Origin of the sequence: Streptomyces hokutonensis, assembly GCF_042751305.1 — a bacterium.
Classification (GTDB): Bacteria; Actinomycetota; Actinomycetes; order Streptomycetales; family Streptomycetaceae; genus Streptomyces; species Streptomyces hokutonensis_A.
Window position 1 is genome coordinate 763168 of the sequence record NZ_JBHYWD010000002.1, and the last position, 22088, is coordinate 785255.

Here is a 22088-nt window from a genome sequence, read left to right on the forward strand (position 1 = left end):
GCCTTCGGACCGTACGAGGGATGGTGCCCCTCATCGTCCCCCATTGCCTGCTGCCGTGCCCCTGTCTTTCCATCCCACGGCGGATCCGGCATGCCGGATCCGATGGCCGGGGGACCCGGAGCGGAACGCCGGCTCGTAGCAGAGCGACTGTCGGGGAGACGCATTCCGGCCGAGCCACTCTATCCGCTAACATAGAATAATTAGCTAGATGAATAGCCTAGTGTGGCGAGGAGTGGCCGTGGACTTCGGGCTGACCGACGAGCAGGACCTGTTGCGCGCGACGGCACGGCAGTTCGTCGCCGATGTGTGCCCGGCCGAGAAGGCCAAGCGCTGGGACGAGGAGGGCGTCGTGCCGCCCGAGCTGTTTCGCGGTATGGCCGATCTGGGGTGGTTCTCCCTACCGTTCAGTGAGGAGGAGGGCGGCGACGGTGGCGGCCCGCTCGAACTCATCCTGATCGCCGAGGAGTTGGGGCGGGCCAGTTTCGACGTCGCCATGTGCTACATCGGCGTGCTCATCCCGGGGATCACCGTGTTCCGGTGGGGCAGCGAGGCGCAGCGCGATTTCATCCGAGAGCAGGTCATGACAGGCCGACACCGGCTCGCCGTCGGCCTCAGCGAGCCGGACAGCGGGTCCGACGCGGCGGCCCTGCGCACCACTGCCGAGGACCACGGCAACCAGCTCCTCGTCCGCGGGCAGAAGGCGTGGTGCACGGGCGGCGGTCTGCCCGACACGACCATCGCGACCTATGTGCGGACCGGACCCCGCGAACCCAAGCACGGCGGGATCAGCCTGCTGCTCGTCGACCCCGCGACCGACGGCGTCGAGGTGCGCCGGACGCCGACGCTGGCCCGGCACATCCTCGGCACCAACGAGGTCTTCTTCAACGACGCCCTGGTCCCGAAGGAGAACCTCGTCGGACCGCGCGACGAGGGCTGGAAGGTCATGCTCTCCAACATCGAACTGGAGAAGGTCATCATCACCGGGGGATATCTCGGCGCCGCACAGGCCACATTGGACGAGATGCTGGAGTACTCGCGCACGCGGCACGCCTTCGGCCGTCCGATCGGGAACTTCCAGGCCCTCGCCCACGACATGGCCGACCTGCAGACCGAGATCGACTCCGCCCGGCTGCTCGCCTACCGCGCCGCCTGGCTGCTCGCCCAGGGCAAGCCCTGCACCAGGGAGGGCTCGATGGCCAAGCTGAAGGGGTCGGAGACCTATGTGGCCGCCGCCCGGCTCGGGATGCAGGTGTGTGCCGGGCACGGTTTCTCGACCGAGAGCGTGATGAGCTTCCGCTACCGGGAGTCGATCGTGGCCACGATCTCAGGAGGGACCAGCCAGATCCAGCGCAACGGGATCGCCCGGAGCATGGGGCTGCGGTCCTACTGACCCTCGCCGTTGCCGTTGCCCGCACTGTCGCCCTCGGCCTCCTGCTCGGCCAGCCACTTCTCGTGCCGCGCGAAGTGGCCCTGGTCGCGGGTCACCCAGATCCCGGAGACCCGGGCCAGTACGGCCCGGGTCGGCAGCAGCACCATCTCACCCGCGATGTACCAGCGCCGGCCATCACGCCGCTCGACCCAGGCCCGGACCTCCAGCGGCCGTTCCACGGGCACCGGCTTCACGAAGCTCACGCTCAGTTCCGCCGTAACGCTCAACACCCGGTGCAGCAGCGGGAGATGGCCGAGACAGTCGTCCAGTACGGCCGCCGTCCAACCGCCGTGCGCGACATTCGGGCCGCCCTCCTGGTCGCGGGGACAGCTGAGCTCGAAAACCGCCACGCCGTCGGCGTCGAGCCGCTCGCCCTCGACACCCAGACGGCAGGAACCGGCGGCACGGCACGCGCCGCACAGCGCCACGCCGCCGGGGGTGCGGGGCGGGTCCTGGAAGTCCGCGCCCGCCAAGAGCCCGGTCGGCGTCGTGGCTCCACCAGCTTCACCAACCTCACGAGCTCCACCAGTCGTTCTCGTCACGCCGTTTCTCCTCGGGTCAGACATCGGCAAGCAGCGGGCGCAACTTCCCCGCGATCAACTGGACTTGGCGTGCCACCATCTCCTCGGGCATCCCCGCCAGCGAGGCCCACAGGAACACCCCTTCCACCGGCAGCCCCGCCACGTACGCCTTGACGGCGTCGGCGATGTCCTGCGGGGTGCCGTACAGGAACTGGCCGACACCGGTCGCTTGCAGCCCCGTCGCCCGCCACTTCTCGGGGTCGATGGGGCGGGGGGCCGGCTGGTCGGTGCCCTCGACCATGTACCGGCGATAGCTGTCCCACTGGTACGCCAGGTGCTTGCGCACCACCGGCCAGTCGCCCTCGGGGTCCTCGGTGACGAACGTGGTGAACGAACCCTGCATCCGCGCCGCCGACACGTCGTAGCCGCTCTCGGCGAGCCCGTCCCGGTACGGCGCCAGCAGGGCCGGGTTGAGGGACAGCAGCCCGGTGCCCAGCCGTCCGGCCCGGCGTGCGCCCTGTGGTCCCTGGTAGCCGAGCCAGATCGGCAGCGGGTCCTGGACCGGTCCAGGGGTGACCAGGGACTCCGACCACAGGCCGCGGATCTCCCGCACCCGCTGGTCCGTCGTGGAGTAACGCCGGGCGAGATCGGCGCCGTAGAGCCGGTACTCGGGTACGCGGTAGCCGGTGCCGAGTCCGAGGTCCAGGCGGCCGTCGCTGATGATGTCGACGATCGCGGCCTGTTCGGCGAGCTCGGGGGCCGCGTGCAGGGGCGCGGGGATGACCGCCGTGCCAAGCCGGATCCTGCTCGTGCGTGCGGCGACCGCGGCGGCCATGGTGAGCGGCTGCGGGAGGTATCCGTCCTCGAAGCCGTGGTGTTCGGAGAACCAGACCGAGTCGAGGCCGAGCCGGTCCGCCTCCTCGCACATCTCCAGGGCGAATCCGTAGACGCGCGACCAACTCTCTTTCCAGGGTGGGGGGTTGCGCATGTCGAAGTAGATGCCGACCTTCATGAGGGGCCACCTCTCCTTGTGTTGTCGGCGAGTTGGATCGTGGCGCGGGCGACGGCGACGCCGTCCCCGGGCGGCAGCAGCCGTACCGGACGCAGTTCCATCGACTCGATCTCGGGCAGGTCCTCGACCATCGCGGAGATCCGCAGGACGGTCTCCTCAAGGGCCGTCAGGTCCACACCCGGGCCGCCCACCCGGCCGTCCAGCAGCGGGGCCGCCCGAAGCGAGCGGATCATCTCGCGGGCGTCGCGGTCGCTGAGCGGGGTGATCCGGTGGGCGACGTCGGCCATGAGGTCGGCGTAGTCCCCGCTGAGACCGAACGCGATCACCGGGCCGAAGACCGGGTCCGCGCGCACGGAGAGGAACGCGTCCGGGCCCGGCGAGTGCGTGTCCCGGACCGAGATGCCGTACGCGTCCAGCAACTCGGCGGCGATCTGCGGCGGTACGGCTCCCGGAGCGCACCCGGCGAGCAGCGAACGGGCGCGGTCTGTGTCGACCCCCGGAAGGTCCGGTATGACTCCCGCCGGGGTGCTGCGCCACGCCTGGTACGCCGCCGCGTGGCCGAGCGAGGTCGCCGCGGACTCGGGGAACGCGTAGGTGGGTACGACGAGTTCACCCCGGTGCAGGAGGTCGGCGACGCCCGCGCCGCCCAGGAAGCTCGCGACCACCGGCTTGCCGGGTGCGGCCTCCGCCGCGTCGAGGATCGCCGCCGCGACCTCGTCGGGCTTGTCCGCGAGCGGGGGCATGAAGAGGACCACGGCGGCGTCGATGGAGTCGTCGGCCAGTACGGCGTCCAGCGCCTGCTGGTAGTGGGCGGCGGTGGCCATGGGGGTGAGGTCGATCGGGTTGGCGACGTCCGCGCGGGGCGAGAGCGCCGTACGGAGGGAGTGTCGTAGACGTTCATTCAGTGCGGGCACCCGCAGGCCGCTCGCCTCGCACGCGCCGACGGTCAGCGCGGCGGGGCCGCCCGCGTTGGTGATCACGGCGACCCGGTTGCCCGGCGGGGGCGGCTGGTGCGCCAACAGGAGGGCTACGTCGAAGAGTTCCTGGAGGCTGCGGGTGCGGATGACGCCGGACTGGGCGAAGAGCGAGTCGACCGCCGTGTCCGCGTGCCCCGGGTGCACCGCGACGATCGGCTTGCGCGGTGCGACCCTGCGTGCGACGCGGGCGAACCGGCGTGGATTGCCGAATGTCTCGACGTGCAGCAGGACCACCGAGGTCTCTGGGTCCTCCTCCCACCACTGGAGCAGGTCGTTGGTGGAGACGTCCACGGCGTGGCCCACCGATACGAATCCGGAGAAGCCGAGCCGCAGCCGCCGGGCGAAGTCGAGCACCGCGAGCCCGAGTGGCCCGGACTGGCTGGACATCGCCACCCGGCCCGCTGTCGGCAGCGCGGGGGAGAAGGTCGCGGCCAGCCGGGCGGCGGGTGTCGTGTTGACCACGCCCATGCAGTTCGGGCCCACCAGTCGCATCCCGGAGGCACGGGCGAAGCGGGCCAGCTCCTGCTCGGTCGCCCGACCCTCGACTCCCGTTTCACCAAAGCCCGTTGAGACGACGACCACCGCCTTTACGCCGGCCGCCGCACAGTCTCGTACGACATCGGGTACCGCCTCGGCCCGTACGGCGACCAGCGCCAGGTCCGGCACCTCGGGCAGCTCCCCGACGTTCGGGTAGGCCCGCGCCCCCGCGACCTGCTCGGCGCGCGGGTTGACCGGGAACACGGGGCCGCGGAAACCGCCCCGCAGCAGGTTGGCGACGATCTCGTGGCCGATGGTCAGGGGGCTGCGGTTCGCGCCGACCACGGCGACCGAGCGGGGTTCGAGGAGGGGGCGAAGGGAGCGTCGTACGGCCGTGTGTTCGCGGCGTTCGGCGCGGGCGACGGCCTGGGCCTGCGGGTCGACGGCGATCTCGAAGTGGACGATCTGACCCGGCGGCCCGGACTCGACTCGGAAGCCGGAGCCGAGGAACACGTTGATCATGCGGGTGTTGTCGGCGAGGACGTCGGCCTCCAGGACCCGGATGCCCCGGGTGCGCGCGGCGGCGGCGATGTGTTCCAGGAGCAGCCTGCCGAACCCCTCGCTCTGGTGGTCGTCGCGGATGGTGAAGGTGACCTCGGCGTGTTCCGGTTCCTCGGGGTCGCGGACGTAGCGCACCAGGCCGGCGATCTCGTCGCCGGCCAGGGCGACGAGCGCCAGCTCGTTCAGGTAGTCCACGTGGGCGCCGCGCCGGATGACGTCGTCGCGGGCGCGGACCACCGGGCCGAGCGATCGGTAGGCCAGGGTCGCCCGGGACAGTCCGCCGACGAACGCGACCAGGCGGTCGGCGTCCTCCGGGCGGACGGGCCGGACGAAGGTCGACCGGCCGGTGCGCACGAGGCCCGGTCGTTCCAGATCCTCGGGATACGGCGGACTGCTCATCGGGGTGTCGCCGCTCAGACGGCAGCCTCCTGGGGAGTCTGCTCGGGCAGCCGGAACAGCTCGTTGAAGGTGCCGCGGGTGACGCGCTCGCGGATGTCGGCGGGCACGCCGTCGAACAGCTCGTGCAGCGTGGACTGGGTGTGGCCGTAAGTGCCCTCCAGGTGGGGGTAGTCGTCGCCCCACATCACGTTGCGGTAGCCCGTCGACTCGACGATCTCCACCGAGCTCTTGTCGTGCTGGAAAGAGGCGTACACCTGCTGCCTGATGATCTCACTGGGCAGCCGGCTGAGCTTCGGGCGGACGAACATGCCGTGCTGACGGTAGGCCTCGTCCATCCGGTCGCCGATGGCCGGCACCCAGCCCGCGCCACCCTCCGCGATCAGGATCTTCAGGTCGGGATGGCGGTCCAGGGCGCCGCCCGCGACCATGTGGGACACGACCCGCATGCCCGGGTAGGTCGTCTCCATGTAGTTGACGACCGCGCCGCCGGGCCCGCGGAAGACGACGTTCTCGCCGCCCGTGCCGATGTGGAAGCCCAGCACCAGCCCGGCCCGCTCGGCCGCCGTCCACAGCGGTTCCCAGCGGTCGAGGGCGTACTCCTCGCCGGGCCGTGTCTGGCACGGCAGGAACACCGACTGGAAGCCCAGCTCCGCGACCCGCTCCACCTCGGCGACCGCGTCCTCGACGTCGGCGGTCGACACGCAGGCGGGGGTGATGATGCGCTGCTGCTTCCCGAGGACCTCGGAGTGCGCCCAGTCGTTCCAGGCCCGTACGGTCTCCCGGGCGAGCTCCCGTTCGGTGATCGACACCAGCCAGAACCCCATGGAGGGGAAGGCCAGTTGGCCCCAGACGCCTTCCTGGTCCAGGTCCTTCAGCCGTACGTCGAGGTCCCGGGCGCCCGGCGGCCGCATGGCGTCCATGAAGTCGTTGAGCTGGCGGTCGATGCGCTCGCCGTCGATGTACAGCACCTCGTACTTGTCACCGCGCTCGCTGCGCGGTGCCCGGTCGGCGAGGCGCGGCGGCAGCGCCCGGATCCACAGGTCGTCGGGCTCCATCACATGGGAGTCTCCGGAGTTGACCCAGATCTTCGTCATGGCGCTCCTTCGGGTCAATAGATGCAATCAGTTAGCGATTTTAATCGTATCGGTCGCAGAGTGGAAGGCCGGGAGGCGGAGGAGATCAGCTCCGGCGGCGCTCGATCTCCTCCACCAGCTGCGGGAGCACCTGGAAGAGATCCCCTACGACGCCGTAGTCGGCGAGTTCGAAGATCGGGGCGTCCGGGTCCTTGTTGACGGCGACGATGGTCTTGGACGTCTGCATGCCCGCGCGATGCTGGATCGCTCCGGAGATGCCGGCCGCGAGATAGAGCTGCGGGGAGACCTGCGTGCCCGTCTGGCCCACCTGGTGGCTGTGCGGGTACCAGCCCGCGTCGACGGCGGCCCGGGACGCCCCGACGGCAGCGCCCAGGGCGTCGGCGACGCGCTCGATCACGGCGAAGTTCTCGGCGCCGTTCACGCCCCGGCCACCGGAGACGACGATGTCCGCCTCGCTCAGTTCGGGCCGGTCACCGCGCTCGCGGGGCGTGCGGGACAGGACCTGGACGGCGGCGGAGGCCGGGCCGAAAGTGACGTCCCATTTCTCCAACTCGGGTGTGACCGGGGCCTGTTCGGGAGCGGTGGCGTTCGGCTTCACCGTGATCACCGGAGCGCCCCGGGTGACGTGCGCCGTCACCTGGTAGGTCGCCGCGAACACTGACTGCTCGGTGACCGGCCGGCCGTTCGCGCCCACCGTGATGTCGACGGCGTCCGTGATCAGCCCCGATCCCAGCCGCAGCGCGACCCGGGCGGCGGTCTCCTTGCCGTCCGGGCCCGACGGCAGCAGGATCGCCGCCGGGTCGGTGCTCTCCGCGATCTGGGTAAGGGTGTCGACGACCGGAGTGACCAGGAACTCCCCGACCTCGGGTGCGTCCACGACGTACACCTTGTGCGCGCCGTAACGGCCGAGGGCCTCGGCCGCGGTGTCGGCGCCGGGGCCGAGGAAGACGGCCGACGGTTCGCCCAACCGGCGTGCCAGGGTGAGGAGTTCGAGGGTCGGCTTGCGGACGATGCCGTCCAGGTGATCGACGAGTACGAGGATCTCGGCCACGGTGAGGGGCTCCTTGGGTCGGTCGGGCGAACGTGCCAGTCAGGCGAACGCGCCAGTCAGAGGAACGTGTCGGACAGGCGACCTGGTCGGTCAGACGAACTTCTTGGCGGTGAGGAACGCGGCCAGCCCGATGCCGCCCGTCCCGTCGTCGGCGACGAGTTCGCCCTTGGTGCGCGGCGGCCGCCTGGTCGCGGTGTCCACCACCGACCGCGCGGCCGTACGGCCGACCTGCCCGGCGTCGATCCCGAGATCGGCGAGGCCGAGGGTCTCCAGGGGCTTCTTCTTCGCGGCCATGATCCCCTTGAAGGAGGGGTACCGGGCGTCGCCGGAACGGTCGGTCACCGACACGACGGCCGGCAGCCCGCTCCGGACCCGCACAGTCGCGGTGTCGCCCTCGCGGCGACCGGTCAACGCCCCGTCCTCGATGGTCAGTTCCTCGATGTGGGTGACGGCCGGGACGCCGAGCCGCTCCCCGAGCAGCGCGGGTACGACTCCGGCGCCGCCGTCCGTCGAGGCCATCCCGCACAGCACGAGATCGAAGCCGTGCCGCCGGATCGCCCCGGCCAGTACGAGCGAGGTGGCGAACACGTCACTGCCCTCGATGTCCTCGTCGGCCACGTGCACCGCCGAGTCGCCGCCCATGGCGAGCGCCTTGCGCAGGGCGTCCTTCGCGTCGTCCGGGCCGACGGTGAGGTAGCAGATCTCGACGTCCGGGCCCGACTCCGCGATCCGCAGGGCCTGTTCGACCGCGTACTCGTCGAGTTCGGACAGCAGCGAGTCCACCGACGCGCGGTCGGTGGTGCCGTCCTCGGTGAAGGTGCGGTCCGCCGTGGCGTCGGGCACGTGCTTCACGCAGACAACGATCTTCACATCGTCCTCCCGAGGCTCTAATGAGTGCTAATAGTTAACTATATAGATCGAGCGAGCGCGAGAGTTCCCCGGGATTCAGTCGAATTAGTTGACTGATTGCGCTGATAGCTGGAAGATCTGGGCAGCTGAGCCGCGAGGAGGCGCCATGGCCGGGGACAGGGACACCGCTGACAGGTACTTCGAGCCACAGGTGGAGACCATGGCCCGGGACCAGCTGCGGGCACGGCAGGAAGAACGGGTGGTGGAACTCGTCGAGTACGCCTACGCCAACTCCGCCCTCTACCGCGCACTTTGGGACGAGCACGGGGTGCACCCGCGCGACGTCCGCACCCTGGACGACTTCCGGGCCCGCATCCCGTTCATCACCAAGGACATGGTGCGCGCCTATCGGGCCCGCACCGGCGACCCCTTCGGCGGGCTGCTCTGCGTCCCGACCGAGGAACTGACCTCCGTCTCCTCCAGCTCGGGCACCACCGGCGATCCGGAGTTCTTCGCCGAGATCTGGGAGGACGCGCCGCCCCTGGTCACCGCACAGGTGCGTGACCTGTGGGAACTCGGCCTCAGGCCCGGGGACCGGGTGCTGAGCCCGCCCGGCACCTTCCGTAACCTCATGGACCCCGGCTACCAGGCGCTCGGCGCGGTCGTCATCGAGGTGGACACCTGGCTCGGGAAGATGGACGAGGTCGTCGAGGCCCTGCGCACCTACCGCCCGGCCTACCTCCAGATGATGTATCCGCAGATGGTGGAGCTGGAACACCTGGCCGGCCGGACGGACCTCAAGGAGGCGTTCTCCTCCCTCAAGGGCGCCTCCTGCGCCGGACAGCCCCTCAGCCGGAAGATGCGCGAGCGGATCCGCGAGGACTGGGGCATCGACGTCTACGAGTACACCAGCGCCGCCGACACCGGCACCGCCTGGGAGTGCCGCGAACACGACGGCTTCCACCTCTGGGAGGACACCGTCTTCGCGGAGTGCGTCGAGGTCGACGAGCACGGCTGGCGCGACGCGGCGGAGGGCGACCTCGGCGAACTGGTCGCCACCGACCTCGACAACCGGGCCGCGCCGCTGATCCGTTACCGCAGCGAGGACCTTGTCCGCCTCTCCCGCGACCGCTGCGGCTGCGGGCGCACCCACGCCCGGATGTGGGTGGCCGGCCGGCGCGGCGACGAGACCCTGGTCCAGGGGCGGTCCGTGGTCCTGCGGGACATCTGGCAGGCCGTCGAGGACCAGCCCGAGACCGTGGCCGGCGTCTTCCAGATCGTCCGCGCTGGACGCGAGGTCGACGAACTGCGCCTGCGCGTCGGCTACGACCCCCGGCTCACCGGCGACGTCGACGCCCTCGCCGGACGCCTGAGCGAAGCCGTGCGGGAGCGGACCGGCGTCAAGCCGGTGCTCGACATGCGCACCGAGGAGGACCTGTTGAAGACCATGACCAGCGTCGCCAAGTTCCCCCGGGTGGTGAAGAGCTGATGGCGCGCGCCGACACCCTCGCCCGGGCCCGTACCCTCACCCGGCCTGAACTCGCCTACCTCGTACGCTTCCCCACCGCCGAGGGCATCCGGGACATGGAACTGACCTGGACGGAACTCGCCCGCGACACCGACTGGGTCACCGCCCGCCTCCGGGACCACGGACTGACCGCCGGACAGCGGGCGTTGCTGACCACCTCCGGCTTCGAGGGCTTCTGGGGCCACGCGGTCATCGGCGCCCTGCGCGCGCTCAAGGTGCCGTACGGCATCGCCGAAGCGATGGGCTGGGACCACCGCAGGACCGCGGTCTTCCACCGCGAACTCGACCCGCACGCGGTCATCGGCCTGTCGGCCGAGACCCTTGAGGGGCTGGCTGGTGCGGCCGACGTCGGTGAGATGTTCCGGACGACGCCGGTCGTACTGGCCCGGCCCGCCGCCGTACCGGTGCTTCGCGGGGTCGGTGTGTCCGCCGCCGTGATCGCGGCCGTGGGACCGGCCCTCGCCCTGGAGTGCCCCGAGCGCGGCGGCGCGCACGTCAACGCGGCCGAGTGGCGGGTCGGCGCGCGGGACGGACAGCTGTCCGTGGCGGCGGGGGAGGAGCGTACCTCCGCGCTTCCCGAGACCCCGCTCGGCCTCGCCGGACGCGTACTCACCGGCCGCTGCGCCTGCGGCAGCGAGGACCCAAGGGTCGTCCTCGCCGAGGCCGACCAGCCCACATCATCGAGGAGTTGAGGATGTCCGAAGGAGTGGTCGACGGCCGGGTCGTGGTCGTCACCGGCGCCGGCAACGGGATCGGCCGGGCACACGCCCTGGCGTTCGCCGCGCACGGCGCGAAGGTCGTCGTCAACGACCTGGGCGGCGCACGCGACGGCGGAGGCGCCTCGGCCGGACCCGCTCAGACCGTGGTCGACGAGATCGTCGCGGCCGGCGGCGAGGCGGTGGCCAACACGGACGACATCTCCGCCTGGGACGGCGCCGCCCGGCTCGTCCGACAGGCCGTCGACACCTACGGCGGCCTGGACGTGCTGGTCAACAACGCGGGCATCCTGCGGGACCGGATGATCGTGTCGATGACCGAGCGGGACTGGGACAGTGTGATCGCCGTCCACCTCAAGGGCAGCTTCGCCACCCTGCACCACGCCGCCGCGTACTGGCGCGAGCGCGCCAAGTCCGGTCACGACAACGACGCCCGGGTGATCAACACGACGTCCCCGTCCGGCATCTTCGGCAACCCCGGCCAGTCGAACTACGGCTCCGCCAAGGCCGGCATCGCGAGCCTCACCGTCATCGCCGCGGCCGAACTCGCCCGCTACGGCGTGACGGTGAACGCCATCGCACCCACCGCGCTCACCCGGCTCACCGAGGACATCGAGATGATGAGACAGGCCGCCGAGGCCCAGGACCTCACCCCCGAAGCCATCTCCCCGCTCGTCGTCTGGCTCGGCTCGGCCGCCTCCCGCGAGGTCACCGGCCGGGTCTTCGGCGTCGTCGGCAACCGCATCACCGTCCTCGAAGGCTGGGTCAACGGACCCGGCGCGAGCGCCGAATCGCGCTGGACACCGGAGGAACTGACCTCGGTCGTCCCGAACCTGGTGGCCAAGGCGGCGCCGAACGCCGACGCACTCGGCAACCGGAACGGGGCGTAAAGACATGACGACCACTCAAAAACCCGTCGCCGAAGGCCTGTTCACCTGGCCGCCCGACGAGAGCACCCCCCTGCGTCTCATCGGCTCCGAGTGCACGGACTGCGGACTGGTGAGTTTCCCCTCCGCCTCGGACTGCGTCCGGTGCGCGAGCACGGAGTCCAAGGAGCGGCTCCTTGCGGAGCGCGGAACGCTCTGGACGTACACCACCCAGGACTTCCGGCCGCCGTCCCCGCCGTACGACGGCCCCGAGGCCTTCGAGCCGTACGCGGTCGGGTACATCGAACTCCCCGGCGAGCTGCTGGTCGAGGCCCGGCTCACGGAACCCGACCCGGACAAGCTGCGGATCGGCCAGGACATGCGGCTGACGCTCGTGCCCTACCGGGTGGAGGACGACGGTACCGAGGTCATGACGTTCGCGTTTGCCCCGGCCGAAGAGGAGACGTCATGACCGAGGCCGTGATCATCGGCGTGGGGCTCCACCCCTTCGGACGCTTCCCCGGGAAGCCTGCACTGGACATGGGCGCGGACGCGGTACGGCTCGCGCTCGCCGACGCGGGCGTCAACTGGCCGCAGATCCAGGGCGGTTACATCGGCAGCTACGAGGTCGCCAACCCGGACGCGATCGTCGCCCGGCTCGGCCTGACCGGTGTACCTCTGCGCGGGGTGTTCAACGGCTGTGCCACGGCCGGTACTTCGGTGGCGCTGGCCGCCCGCGCGATCGAGACCGGCGAGCACGACCTGACCATCGCGATCGGCCTGGACAAGCACCCGCGTGGAGCGTTCGCCGCCGACCCGTCCGTGGCCGGCATCCCCTCCTGGTACGGGCAGACCGGCCTCTTCCTCACCACTCACTTCTTCGGCATGAAGATCAACCGCTATATGCACGACCACGGCATCTCCCACGAGACTCTCGCCCGTGTCGCGGCCAAGAACTTCGGCAACGCGGCCCGGAACGAGAAGGCGTGGCGCCGAACTCCCCTGTCGGTGGAGGAGATTCTGGCCTCGCCCGTGCTCAACTACCCGCTCCGCCAGTACATGTACTGCGGCCCGGACGAAGGGGCGGCGGCCCTCGTGCTGTGCCGGGCCGACCAGGCCCACAAGTACACCGGGAAACCCGTACGGATCCGGTCCACCGCCCTGCGCAGTCGCCGGCTCGGTGCCTTCGAGGTGCAGAGCCCGTCCTTCCCCGTCGGGGAGGTCGTCGTGAGCCCGACCGTGGACGCCTCGCGGGAGGCCTACGAACGCGCGGGCATCGGCCCCGAGGACGTCGACGTCGCCCAACTCCAGGACACCGACGCCGGATCGGAGGTCATCCACATGGCGGAGAACGGCCTCTGCAAGGACGGCGAGCAGGAACGCCTCATCGCCGAGGGCGCCACCGAGATCGGCGGCCGATTCCCGGTCAACACCGACGGCGGACTGCTCGGCAACGGCGAACCGATCGGCGCGTCCGGACTGCGCCAGATCCACGAGATCGTCCTCCAACTGCGCGGTGCTGCGGGAGACCGACAGATCCCCGGCACGCCCCGCGTCGGCTACACCCACCTGTACGGCGCGCCGGGCGTGTCGGCGGTCACCATCCTGAGCACCTGAGGACAGAGCGGACATGGCAGACGACATGCAGGACTTCGCGGCCGAGGCACGCGCCTTCCTCGACGCCCACGCGCCGAAGGCCCCCGACCGCACCGCCCCCACCTGGGGCGAGGGCGACGACTCGATGGCGTACTTCAGCAGCCTTCCGCCCGAGGCGGAACGGGAGCACGTCCAGCGTGCGCGCGACTGGCAGCGCGTCCGCCACGAGAACGGCTTCGGCTGGATCACCGGCCCGGTCGAGTACGGCGGCCGGGGCCTGACCCCCGTCCACGACCTGCTCTACGACGCCCTCGAGTCCGAGTACGAGGTCGCCGACACCGGAGTCCTCAGTGTGATCGGCCTCGGCATGATCGGACCGACGATCCTCGCCCACGCCCAACCCCACATCAAGGAACGGTGGTTGCCCGCGATGTACCGCGGGGACGCCATCGCCTGCCAGCTGTTCAGCGAACCCGGCGCCGGCTCCGACCTGGCGAGCGTGGCCACCCGCGCGGTCCGGGAGGGCGACCACTGGGTGCTGAACGGACAGAAGGTGTGGACCTCGGTCGCCCAGCACAGCCAGATCGGGCTCGCCCTCACCCGCACGAACCCGGACGCACCCAAGCACCGAGGCATCACGGCCTTCCTGGTCCCCATGGACGCCCCCGGCGTTGAGGTCAGACCGCTGCGCCAGATGACCGGCGGCGCGGACTTCAACGAGGTCTTCCTCACCGACGTCCGCATCCCCGACGACCACCGGCTCGGCGAGGTCGACGGCGGCTGGACGGTCGCCCTGACCACCCTCATGAACGAGCGCGCGACCGTCGGCAGCGAAGGCGTGGGCCCAGTGGGCGCCGCGCTATCCCCGGATCACCTCTCGGCGTTGATGCGCGCCACCTGGACCTGGGACGACCGCGCCCTGCGCGCCCGGCTGGCGGAACTCCTCGTGGACACCCTCGCCACCCGGCACCTCAACACCCGCGCCCTGCGCACCCTGCGCGCCGGCGGCACACCGGGCCCCGAGATGTCCGTCTCGAAGCTGATGTACGGCCAGAACCTCACCCGCGCCGCACACTTCGTGTCCGACGTTCTCGGACCCCGGATCATCGCCGACACCGGGCAGTGGGGCACCTACGCTTGGTCCGAACTCCTCCTCGCCACCCCGGCGTTGCGCATCCTCGGCGGCACCGAGGAGATCATGAAGAACATCCTCGCCGAACGCGTACTCGGAATGCCCAAGGAGGTGCGGTCATGACCGCCGACGAGACCGGACTGCGCGAACTGCGGTCCTCCGTACGGGAGTTCCTCGAAGCCAAGTCGCCCGAGGAGGCCGTCCGCAAGCTCATGGAGAGCGAGCCGCGCTACGACCCTGCGGTGTGGGCACAGGCGGCCGACCAACTGCGGCTGCCCGGCCTTGTGATCCCGGAGGAGTACGGCGGTGACGGCTTCGGCCTCGTCGAACTCGGCGTCGTACTGGAGGAGATGGGCCGTGCTCTGCTGTGCGCCCCTTTCTTCGCGACGGTCGTGCTCGCTACCCAGGCACTGCTCGCCTCGGGTGACCGGGAGGCCTGCGCACGTCACTTCCCCGGCATCGCGGCCGGCCGGACGACGGCCGCCTTGGCGGTATCCGAGGACAGCGGGTCCTGGGATCCCGCCCTGATCTCAGCGCGCGCTGTGCCGGACGGGCAGGGCGGCTGGAAGCTGAGCGGACGTAAGTCATTCGTCATTGACGGTACGACCGCGGATCTGCTCCTTGTCGTCGCCCGCACCGTGGCTGGCCCCTCGCTCTTCGCCGTGGACCGGGAAGCCCTGGGACTGGCGGCCGTTCCGATGGAGACTCTAGACGCCACCCGGGCGATGGCCCGGCTGACGTTCGACGCGGTGCCCGCGACGCTCGTCGGCGCGGACGGGGCGGCGGGGCGCACGATGGCCAAGGTGCTGGACGTTGCGTCGGTCGCCCTCGCCGCCGAGCAGTCGGGCGGGGCACGGAGATGCCTGGAGGCGAGCGCCGAATACGCCCGTACCCGGCACCAGTTCGGCCGGCCGATCGGCTCCTTCCAGGCGGTCAAGCACAAGTGCGCGGACATGCTCGTCCAGGTGGAGCTGGCCGAGGCCGCCTCTCGGGAGGCGGCGCGACTGGCCGACGAGGGCTCTGCGGAGTTTTCCGTCGCCGCCGCCGTGGCGCACGCGTGCTGCTCACGGGCGTTCATGTTCGCGGCCATGGAGAACATTCAGGTCCACGGCGGCATCGGCTTCACCTGGGAGCATCCGGCGCATCTGTATTTCCGGCGCGCCAAGTCCTCGCAGCTGCTGTTCGGCGGGCCTGCCGTTTACCACGAGCGGTTGCTGGACCGGCTCGGGATCTGAGCAGCGTATGACGACGAAGGCCCCGGGGCGCCCCGGGGCCTTCGCTCGTCGGTGCCGGTCAGCCCCGAGCGGCCTCGCCCAGCAGCGCCTTCGCGATGATGACCTGCTGGATCTGGCTCGTCCCCTCGTAGATGCGGAACAGCCGGGCATCGCGGTAGAAGCGCTCGACGGCGACCCCGCGCATATAGCCCGCCCCACCGTGGACCTGGACCGCGCGGTCGGCGACCCGCCACACCATCTCGCTGGCGAAGTACTTCGTGCAGGACGGGCCGATCTTGGTGTCCGTACCAGCGTCGAACGCGCGGGCGGCCTCCAGGACCGTGGCGCGGCCGGCGTAGTAGTCGGTCATCGAGTCGGCGATCAGGCCCTGGACGAGCTGGAAGGAGCCGATGAGCTTTCCGGACTGGCGGCGGGTGCGGGCGTACTCGACGGACTCGTCGACCAGGCGCTCGGCCATGCCCACGCACAGGGACGAGATGTGTACCCGACCGTGCGCGATGCAGCCCATCGCCGTGCCGAAGCCCCGGTTCAGCCCGGCCTCGCCGCCGACGAGTGCGGACGCCGGTACGCGTACGCCGTCGAAGTACACGTCCGCGGTCCAGGCGCCGAACTGGCCCATCTTGTGGTCCTTGGGAGCCACGGTGAGGCCCGGGGTGCCGGCCGGGACCAGGAAGGTGGAGATGCCCCGGGTGCGCGGGGCATCAGGGTCGGTGCGGGCGAAGACCATGAAGACGTCTGCGAGCGGGGCGTTGGTGATGTACCGCTTGGCACCGTTGATCACCCACTCGTCGCCGTCCAGGTGCGCCCTCGTGGTCAGGGTCGAAGGGTCGGAACCCGCCTCCGCCTCGGTGAGCGCGAACGACGCCAGGACATCACCCGAGGCGATCCTCGGCAGCCAGTCCGCCTTCTGCTCCTCGGTGCCGCCGACCATCAGGACGTGCCCGGCGATGCCGTTGTTGGTCCCGAACATCGAGCGCAGAGACGGGGTGGTGTACCCCAGCTCGAACATCAACTGGGCCTCCTCGTACATCGACAGCCCCAGCCCGCCGTACTCCTCGGGCAGCGCGAAGCCGAACAGGCCCATCTTCTTGGCCGCCTCGCGGATCTCCGCGGGCATCTCGTCCTTCTCGTCGATCTCCGCTTCGAGCGGCACGACGCGTTCGCGCACGAAGCGCCGGACCTCGGACAGCACCGCGCTGAAGTCAGCCGCGTCCATGTCGACTCCCTATTGCTCTTGGCTATCTGTTTGTGTCTCGTCCGGCTTCGGCTCCGGCCGGTAGCACACGGCCAGCAGCGCGGCGGCGCTCGCTGTTCCGACCCCCAGGGCCAGCAACGCGGGCCCCGTGCCCGTGCGTTGGCGGCGCAGCACCCCGTCCAGCGAGTACCTGCCGGGGCCCAGCGCGGCCAGCGCGACGGCCGCGCCGCCCACGACACCGACGTACTCCCAGCCGCCCTTGAAGACGAAGAAGCCCTTGCCCCGATGGTCGGTTCGGGCCGCCACGGTCATCAGACCGACGGCTGCCGCAGCCGGGAGGGGATTGGCCGCGCCCAGCGCGATCCCCACGCCGGCCGCCATCTCCGTCCCGGCCGCCATGCGCGCGTGGACCTCTGCGGGCCGCAGCCCGAGCGCCTCGAACCAGCCTGTCGTGCCCTTGAGCCCGCCCGGCCCGGCGACCTTGTTCCAGCCGTGCGCGAAGAGCATCGGGCCGAGCGTCGCCCGCAGGACGAGCGCGGCGACGTCATGGCCCCGTGCCCTCACTGGCCGACTCCGGTGGCCCGTCCCGCGGGGGCGACACCGTACAACTGCGGTACGGCGTCCACGAGTTCGTCGTAGGTGAGCGCCTGTCCCGACGCGCTGGGGTGGACGCCGGCGACAGTCCAGCCCTGGAGCCGGTTCAACCGGTTGCCCTCGATGCGCAGGACCTGGCCGGTCAGCCAGGCCGCGCTGTCGGAGGCGAGGTAGACGACGACGCCCGAGGCGTTGGCGGGGTCGCGCGGGTCGAAGCCGTCGACGGCCCGCAGCGATTCACCGACGGACAAGCCGTCCGTCATCCGTGTGGCCGCGATCGGCGAGATGGCGTTCGCGGTGACACCGTACTTGCGCATCTCCAGCGCGGTGAGGACGGTGAGCCCGGCTATCCCGGCCTTCGCGGCACCGTAGTTGGACTGCCCCTGGTTGCCGAACAGGCCTGTCCCGGACGTCGTGTTGATGACGCGGCCGGTGACACGCTCGCCCCGCTTCGACGCCTCGCGCCAGTACGCGCACGCGTGCCGGGTGAGCGCGAAGGTGCCCTTGAGATGGACCGCGATCACGGAGTCGAACTCCGCCTCGGTCATCGAGAACAGCATGCGGTCGCGCACGATCCCCGCGTTGTTCACGACGATGTCGAGACGCCCGAACTCCGCGACCGTGTCCGCGACCAGGGTCTCGGTCGCCGCCCAGTCCGTCACCGACGCGTGGTTGGCGACCGCCTGCCCGCCCAACTTGGTTATCTCGGCTACGACTTCGTCGGCGGGGGAGTCGCCGGTGCTCTCGCCGTGCACGCCGGAGCCGAGGTCGTTCACCACCACAGTCGCGCCGGCTTCGGCCAGTGCCAGGCAGTGCGCCCGGCCAAGACCCCGGCCGCCGCCGGTCACGACGGCGACCTTGTCGTCGAGGATGCCCACCTGCTACCTCCCGGTTGTGTCGAGTTCGCGGAGTACGTCGTCGGTGTGCTCGCCGAGCGTCGGCGCACCGCTGCGCGGTTTGTCGTCAACACCCCAGAAACTGACGGGTGTTGCCACGGTCCGCAGCGGCGGAGCGTCACCCATGCCGGGCTGTTCGACGAACGCCCCCACGGCTTCGGCCTGCGGATCGGCCGCGACCTCCGCGAGCGTCTGCACCGGCGCCCACCACACGCCCTCGGCGTCGAACCGCGCTGCCCACTCGTCCAGTGGTCGCCGAGCGAACTCCTCGTCGAACTCGGCGATCAGCTCGCGTACGTGCGCTCGCCGTTGCTTGCCCGTCGCGAACCGTTCGTCCGTCTCCAGGTCCGCGCGGCCGAGCGCCTTGACGACGCCGGGCCAGTGCCGGTTGCCCTCCAGGCCGACCAGCCAGAACCAGCGGTCGTCCGCGGCCCGGTAGGAGTTGTAGAGCGGGGACTCGTGCTCGGTGCGGTGGCGCGTGCGGCCGCGCCTGCCGAAGAAGTTCTGGAGGGCCAGGTCGTTTCCGTTGGCGTAGGTGCCGGATCGCAGCAGCGATACGTCCACCACCCCGCCCTCGCCGGTGCGTTCGCGGCGCAGCAGCGCGGCCAGTACGCCGGCGACCAGGTTGGCCGCGGCCGTACGGTCACCAAGTCCCGGGCGGATGCCGGGCGGTGGCTCCCCGGCCGGGTTGAGCATGGCCGCGATGCCGGGCCGCGCCCAGAAGGCGGAGACGTCGTACCCGGCACGGTCGCGCTCCGCGCCCGTCCAGCCGTAGCCCGTCAACGTGCCGACGACCAGGCGGGGATGGCGGGCGCGCAGTTCGTCCGGGGCCAGGCCCAGGCGTTCCAGCGCGCCGGGGCGGAGGTTGGTGACGAAGACGTCGGCGCGCTCCAACAGCCTTTCCAGTACGCCCTTGCCGTCCTCCGAGCGCAGGTCGAGGACGATCCCGCGCTTGCCGCGGTTGTCCGTCTCGAACGGCGGCGCGCTGTCGATGTCCTGGCCGACGTGCCGGAGCGTGTAGCGGTTGGGGTCGCCGGTCGGCGCCTCCACCTTCACCACGTCCGCGCCCCAGTCCGCGAGCATGGTGGCCGCGGCCGGAGCCGCCACCCACATGCCCAGTTCGACGACCGAAATGCCCTCCAGTGGCCGCACAACCCACCTCCCTGTCTGTCGCTACGCCCGCTACTTGCCCTGGAAATCGCCGGGTCGGCGGTCCCGAAAGGCCTTGAGTCCCTCGACCCGGTCCTCGGTGGAGAAGAGCACCGAGACGGTCTCGCGCTCGTAGGAGATCGCCGCCTCCAGATCCATCCCGAGGCCGTAGTCGATGAGCCGTTTGCCCGCAGCGAGCGCCAGCGGGGCCCCGGCCGCCAGCGCGGCGGCGAGAGACTCGGCGACGCCCAACGCCTTACCGGGCTCGGCGAGTTCGTTGACCAGTCCGAGCGCGTGGGCCCGTTCCGCGTCGATCGGTTCGCCGGTGAGGATCATCTGCTTGGCGATCGCGGGCGGGATCAGGCGCGGCAGCCGCTGTGTGCCGCCCGCGCCCGGCAGCACGCCGAGCTTCATCTCGGGAAGGCCGAGCCGCGCGCCCCGCTCCGCGACCCGCAGGTCGCAGGCAAGCGCGAGTTCGAGGCCGCCGCCGAAGGCGAAGCCGTGGACGGCCGCGACCGAGGGCTTGGGGAAGTCCTCCAACAGCGCGTACGTGTCGGTCAGGTGCTGGACGAAGGTATGGAACTGCCGGGGTGTCGTGAACGACTCGATCTCACCGATGTCGGCCCCGGCCGAGAAGGCTCGGCCCGCTCCAGTCACGACCAGGGCGCGTACGTCGTCGTTGTCGCGCAGTTCGTCCAGCGCCCGGGTGAGGCGGTCCACGGTCTCGGAGCCGATCGCGTTGAGCCGCTCCGGCCGGTCGAGAGTCAACACGGCGATTCTGTCCCGGAGTTCGACACGCAGCACGGTGCTCACCTCAGACCATCGTGAGGCCGCCGCTGACCGAGAGCGTCTGCCCGGTCATGTAGGCGGCGTCGTCGGACGCGAGGAAGGCCACCACACCGGCGATGTCGGCGGGCTGGGCAACGCGGCGCAGCGGGATGGCCCGCACGGTCGCGTCGTACATCTTCTGGCTGTACTCGGCGACCTGCCCGAGCAGCGCGGTGTCGGTGGGCCCCGGGCAGACGCTGTTCACGGTGATGCCGTGCCGGGCGACCTCGCGGGCCAGGGCCTTGCCGAAGGCGATGACACCACCCTTCGTCGCGGAGTACACGACCTCGCCGGACGAGCCGACCCGGCCGGCGTCCGAGGCGATGTGGACGATCCGGCCGCCGCCCCGCTCGATCATCGGGTCGAGGACGGCCCGGGTCATCGTGATCGTCCCGCGCAGATTGACGGCGATGATCCTGTCCCAGGTCTCCTCGGAGCTGTCGACGAAGCGGCCGATGACGTCGACGGCGGCGTTGTTCACCAGGACGTCCACCGGGCCGAGTTGGGCGGCCACCTGTTCCACGGCGGCACGTACGGCCGAGCTGTCGGAGATGTCCGCGCCGACTCCCGTGGCGCGCACGCCGTACCGCTCCGCGAGCAGCCCCGCGACCTTGTCGGCCGCCTCCGCGTCCAGGTCGCAGACGGCGACCGCGGCTCCCTGGGCGGCGAGCCGGTCCGCGATCGACTCGCCGATGCCGCGGCCCGCTCCGGTGACGAGTGCCACCTTGTCCCGTACGCTCACGCGCCCTCCCTCGCCCGGCTCTCGATACAGCGCTATCGTATAACTACTTCAGCTAAATAAGCGAGATGCCTGAGCGGAGTCGAGAATGCGCCGAACGATCTTCACCGAGGAGCACGAGCTGTTCCGCGAGACCGCCCGCTCCTACTACCTGCGGGAATGCGCTCCGTACGCCGAGCAGTGGGAGCGGGACGGACAGGTGAGCCGGGCCGCGTGGGCGGCGGCGGGCAAGGCCGGACTCATCGGCTGGCAGTTCCCGGAGGAGTACGGCGGCCAGGGGATCTGGGACTTCCGCTACAACGCCATCATGGCCGAGGAGATGGCGGCCACCAGCTCGGTCGGTATCGGGCTCGGGCTGCAGAACGACGTCATCCCGCCCTACCTGACGAACCTCACCACCCCTGAGCAGAAGGCCCGTTGGCTGCCCGGAGTGACCAGCGGCGAGACGATCTGCGCGCTCGCGCTGTCCGAGCCGGCCGCCGGATCCGACCTCAAGGCCATCCGCACCACCGCCCGCCGCGACGGGGACGAGTGGGTGATCGACGGCTCCAAGACCTTCATCACCAACGGCATCCTGGCGGACCTGGTGGTCGTCGCCTGCAAGACCGACCCCGACGCCGGGCACAAGGGCATCAGCCTGATCGTCGTCGAGCGGGACACGGAGGGCTTCGAGCGCGGACGCAAGCTCGACAAGGTCGGGATGAAGGCCCAGGACACCGCCGAACTCTTCTTCCATGAGGTCCGCGTCCCCGCCGAGAACCTCATCGGGCAGGAGAACCGCGGTTTCTACCACATGATGGGCAACCTCCCCACCGAGCGCCTCGCCATCGCCGTCTCCTCCCTGGCGTCCGCCGAGCGGGCGTACGAACTGGCGCTGGACTACGCCAAGACCCGCACCGCGTTCGGGCAGCCGATCGGCGAGTTCCAGGCCAACCGGTTCGCGCTCGCCGACATCAAGGCCAAGCTGGGCGCCGCCCGCGTCTACGTCGACGGCTGCATCATGGCCCTGTTCCAGGGCGAGTTGACGCCCGAGGAGGCCGCGGCGGCCAAGTACTGGACCTCAGAGACCGGCTGGCAGGTCATCGACCGCTGCATGCAGCTGTTCGGCGGCTACGGCTACGTCAACGAGTACGAGATCGCCCGGATCTGGCGCGACAGCCGGGTGCAGCGGGTGTTCGGCGGCACCTCGGAGATCATGCAGGAGATCATCGGGCGCTCGCTCGGGCTCTGACACCGGCCGCACT

The 22088-nt window shown here is 70.7% G+C and carries 21 protein-coding genes; 9 read left to right on the forward strand and 12 right to left on the reverse strand.

Going from position 1 to position 22088, the window contains the following annotated elements; genetic code table 11:
- The first annotated feature begins 208 nt into the window (after positions 1-208).
- On the forward strand, positions 209-1390 hold the full coding sequence (locus tag ACFXC1_RS09605) for an acyl-CoA dehydrogenase family protein (RefSeq protein ID WP_381241022.1): 1182 nt from the start codon (positions 209-211) through the stop codon (positions 1388-1390).
- Here ACFXC1_RS09605 and ACFXC1_RS09610 read toward each other — a convergent pair.
- From ACFXC1_RS09610 to ACFXC1_RS09635, 6 genes are all read right to left on the reverse strand, one after another.
- A complete protein-coding gene (locus ACFXC1_RS09610; protein WP_381241023.1) occupies positions 1384-1971 on the reverse strand; it encodes a PaaI family thioesterase in 588 nt (195 codons plus the stop codon). The two genes, ACFXC1_RS09605 and ACFXC1_RS09610, sit on opposite strands and share 7 nt — an antisense overlap.
- Positions 1972-1987: 16 nt before the next feature.
- Complete coding sequence (locus ACFXC1_RS09615) at positions 1988-2962, reverse strand: LLM class flavin-dependent oxidoreductase (RefSeq protein ID WP_381241024.1); 975 nt, start codon at positions 2960-2962, stop codon at positions 1988-1990.
- Positions 2959-5376: a bifunctional acetate--CoA ligase family protein/GNAT family N-acetyltransferase gene (locus ACFXC1_RS09620; RefSeq protein ID WP_381241026.1), complete on the reverse strand. Its 2418-nt coding sequence runs from the start codon at positions 5374-5376 to the stop codon at positions 2959-2961. Before ACFXC1_RS09620 ends, ACFXC1_RS09615 begins: the two co-directional genes overlap by 4 nt.
- Before the next feature lie 14 nt (positions 5377-5390).
- Complete coding sequence (locus ACFXC1_RS09625; protein ID WP_381241028.1) at positions 5391-6470, reverse strand: amidohydrolase family protein; 1080 nt, start codon at positions 6468-6470, stop codon at positions 5391-5393.
- 85 nt (positions 6471-6555) lie between these two features.
- Positions 6556-7521 carry an electron transfer flavoprotein subunit alpha/FixB family protein gene (locus tag ACFXC1_RS09630; RefSeq protein ID WP_381241030.1) on the reverse strand — a complete coding sequence of 322 codons (966 nt, stop codon included), beginning with the start codon at positions 7519-7521 and terminating at the stop codon, positions 6556-6558.
- Between the two features lie 90 nt (positions 7522-7611).
- Positions 7612-8373: an electron transfer flavoprotein subunit beta/FixA family protein gene (locus ACFXC1_RS09635; RefSeq protein WP_381241032.1), complete on the reverse strand. Its 762-nt coding sequence runs from the start codon at positions 8371-8373 to the stop codon at positions 7612-7614.
- 163 nt (positions 8374-8536) lie between these two features.
- Between ACFXC1_RS09635 and ACFXC1_RS09640 the strand changes: the two genes are divergently transcribed.
- From ACFXC1_RS09640 to ACFXC1_RS09670, 7 genes are read left to right on the forward strand one after another with little or no spacing between them, the layout of a single operon-like run.
- The gene (locus ACFXC1_RS09640) at positions 8537-9859 is read left to right on the forward strand and encodes a phenylacetate--CoA ligase family protein (protein WP_381241034.1); all 1323 of its coding nucleotides are present in this window, start codon (positions 8537-8539) and stop codon (positions 9857-9859) included.
- Positions 9859-10590: a hypothetical protein gene (locus ACFXC1_RS09645; protein WP_381241036.1), complete on the forward strand. Its 732-nt coding sequence runs from the start codon at positions 9859-9861 to the stop codon at positions 10588-10590. Before ACFXC1_RS09640 ends, ACFXC1_RS09645 begins: the two co-directional genes overlap by 1 nt.
- 2 nt (positions 10591-10592) lie before the next feature.
- Positions 10593-11504, forward strand: a complete 912-nt coding sequence (locus ACFXC1_RS09650) for an SDR family oxidoreductase (protein ID WP_381241037.1) — start codon at positions 10593-10595, stop codon at positions 11502-11504.
- Between the two features lie 4 nt (positions 11505-11508).
- Positions 11509-11952, forward strand: coding sequence for a Zn-ribbon domain-containing OB-fold protein (locus ACFXC1_RS09655; protein WP_381241039.1), 444 nt, complete (start codon positions 11509-11511; stop codon positions 11950-11952).
- Positions 11949-13097 carry a thiolase family protein gene (locus ACFXC1_RS09660; protein ID WP_381241040.1) on the forward strand — a complete coding sequence of 383 codons (1149 nt, stop codon included), beginning with the start codon at positions 11949-11951 and terminating at the stop codon, positions 13095-13097. The genes ACFXC1_RS09655 and ACFXC1_RS09660 overlap by 4 nt, the downstream gene beginning before the upstream one ends.
- A gap of 13 nt (positions 13098-13110) precedes the next feature.
- Entirely contained in the window at positions 13111-14331 is a 1221-nt protein-coding gene (locus ACFXC1_RS09665) for an acyl-CoA dehydrogenase family protein (RefSeq protein ID WP_381241042.1), read from the forward strand.
- Positions 14328-15443, forward strand: coding sequence for an acyl-CoA dehydrogenase family protein (locus tag ACFXC1_RS09670; RefSeq protein WP_381241043.1), 1116 nt, complete (start codon positions 14328-14330; stop codon positions 15441-15443). The genes ACFXC1_RS09665 and ACFXC1_RS09670 overlap by 4 nt, the downstream gene beginning before the upstream one ends.
- Positions 15444-15501: 58 nt before the next feature.
- Here the strand turns inward: ACFXC1_RS09670 and ACFXC1_RS09675 are convergent, their stop codons facing one another.
- The 6 genes from ACFXC1_RS09675 to ACFXC1_RS09700 are packed head-to-tail and all read right to left on the reverse strand — an operon-like array spanning position 15502 to position 20847.
- A complete protein-coding gene (locus ACFXC1_RS09675) occupies positions 15502-16659 on the reverse strand; it encodes an acyl-CoA dehydrogenase family protein (protein WP_381241045.1) in 1158 nt (385 codons plus the stop codon).
- A gap of 9 nt (positions 16660-16668) precedes the next feature.
- Entirely contained in the window at positions 16669-17202 is a 534-nt protein-coding gene (locus ACFXC1_RS09680) for a DoxX family protein (RefSeq protein ID WP_381241046.1), read from the reverse strand.
- On the reverse strand, positions 17199-18110 hold the full coding sequence (locus tag ACFXC1_RS09685; RefSeq protein ID WP_381241047.1) for an SDR family NAD(P)-dependent oxidoreductase: 912 nt from the start codon (positions 18108-18110) through the stop codon (positions 17199-17201). Before ACFXC1_RS09685 ends, ACFXC1_RS09680 begins: the two co-directional genes overlap by 4 nt.
- A 3-nt stretch (positions 18111-18113) precedes the next feature.
- The gene (locus ACFXC1_RS09690; RefSeq protein ID WP_381241048.1) at positions 18114-19280 is read right to left on the reverse strand and encodes a CaiB/BaiF CoA transferase family protein; all 1167 of its coding nucleotides are present in this window, start codon (positions 19278-19280) and stop codon (positions 18114-18116) included.
- A gap of 30 nt (positions 19281-19310) precedes the next feature.
- Positions 19311-20090 carry an enoyl-CoA hydratase/isomerase family protein gene (locus tag ACFXC1_RS09695; RefSeq protein ID WP_381241050.1) on the reverse strand — a complete coding sequence of 260 codons (780 nt, stop codon included), beginning with the start codon at positions 20088-20090 and terminating at the stop codon, positions 19311-19313.
- A 1-nt stretch (position 20091) separates the two neighbouring features.
- The gene (locus tag ACFXC1_RS09700; RefSeq protein WP_381241052.1) at positions 20092-20847 is read right to left on the reverse strand and encodes an SDR family NAD(P)-dependent oxidoreductase; all 756 of its coding nucleotides are present in this window, start codon (positions 20845-20847) and stop codon (positions 20092-20094) included.
- 85 nt (positions 20848-20932) lie between these two features.
- On the opposite strand from ACFXC1_RS09700, the gene ACFXC1_RS09705 reads away from it, so the two are divergent.
- A complete protein-coding gene (locus tag ACFXC1_RS09705; RefSeq protein WP_381241053.1) occupies positions 20933-22075 on the forward strand; it encodes an acyl-CoA dehydrogenase family protein in 1143 nt (380 codons plus the stop codon).
- The last annotated feature ends 13 nt before the right edge of the window (positions 22076-22088 follow it).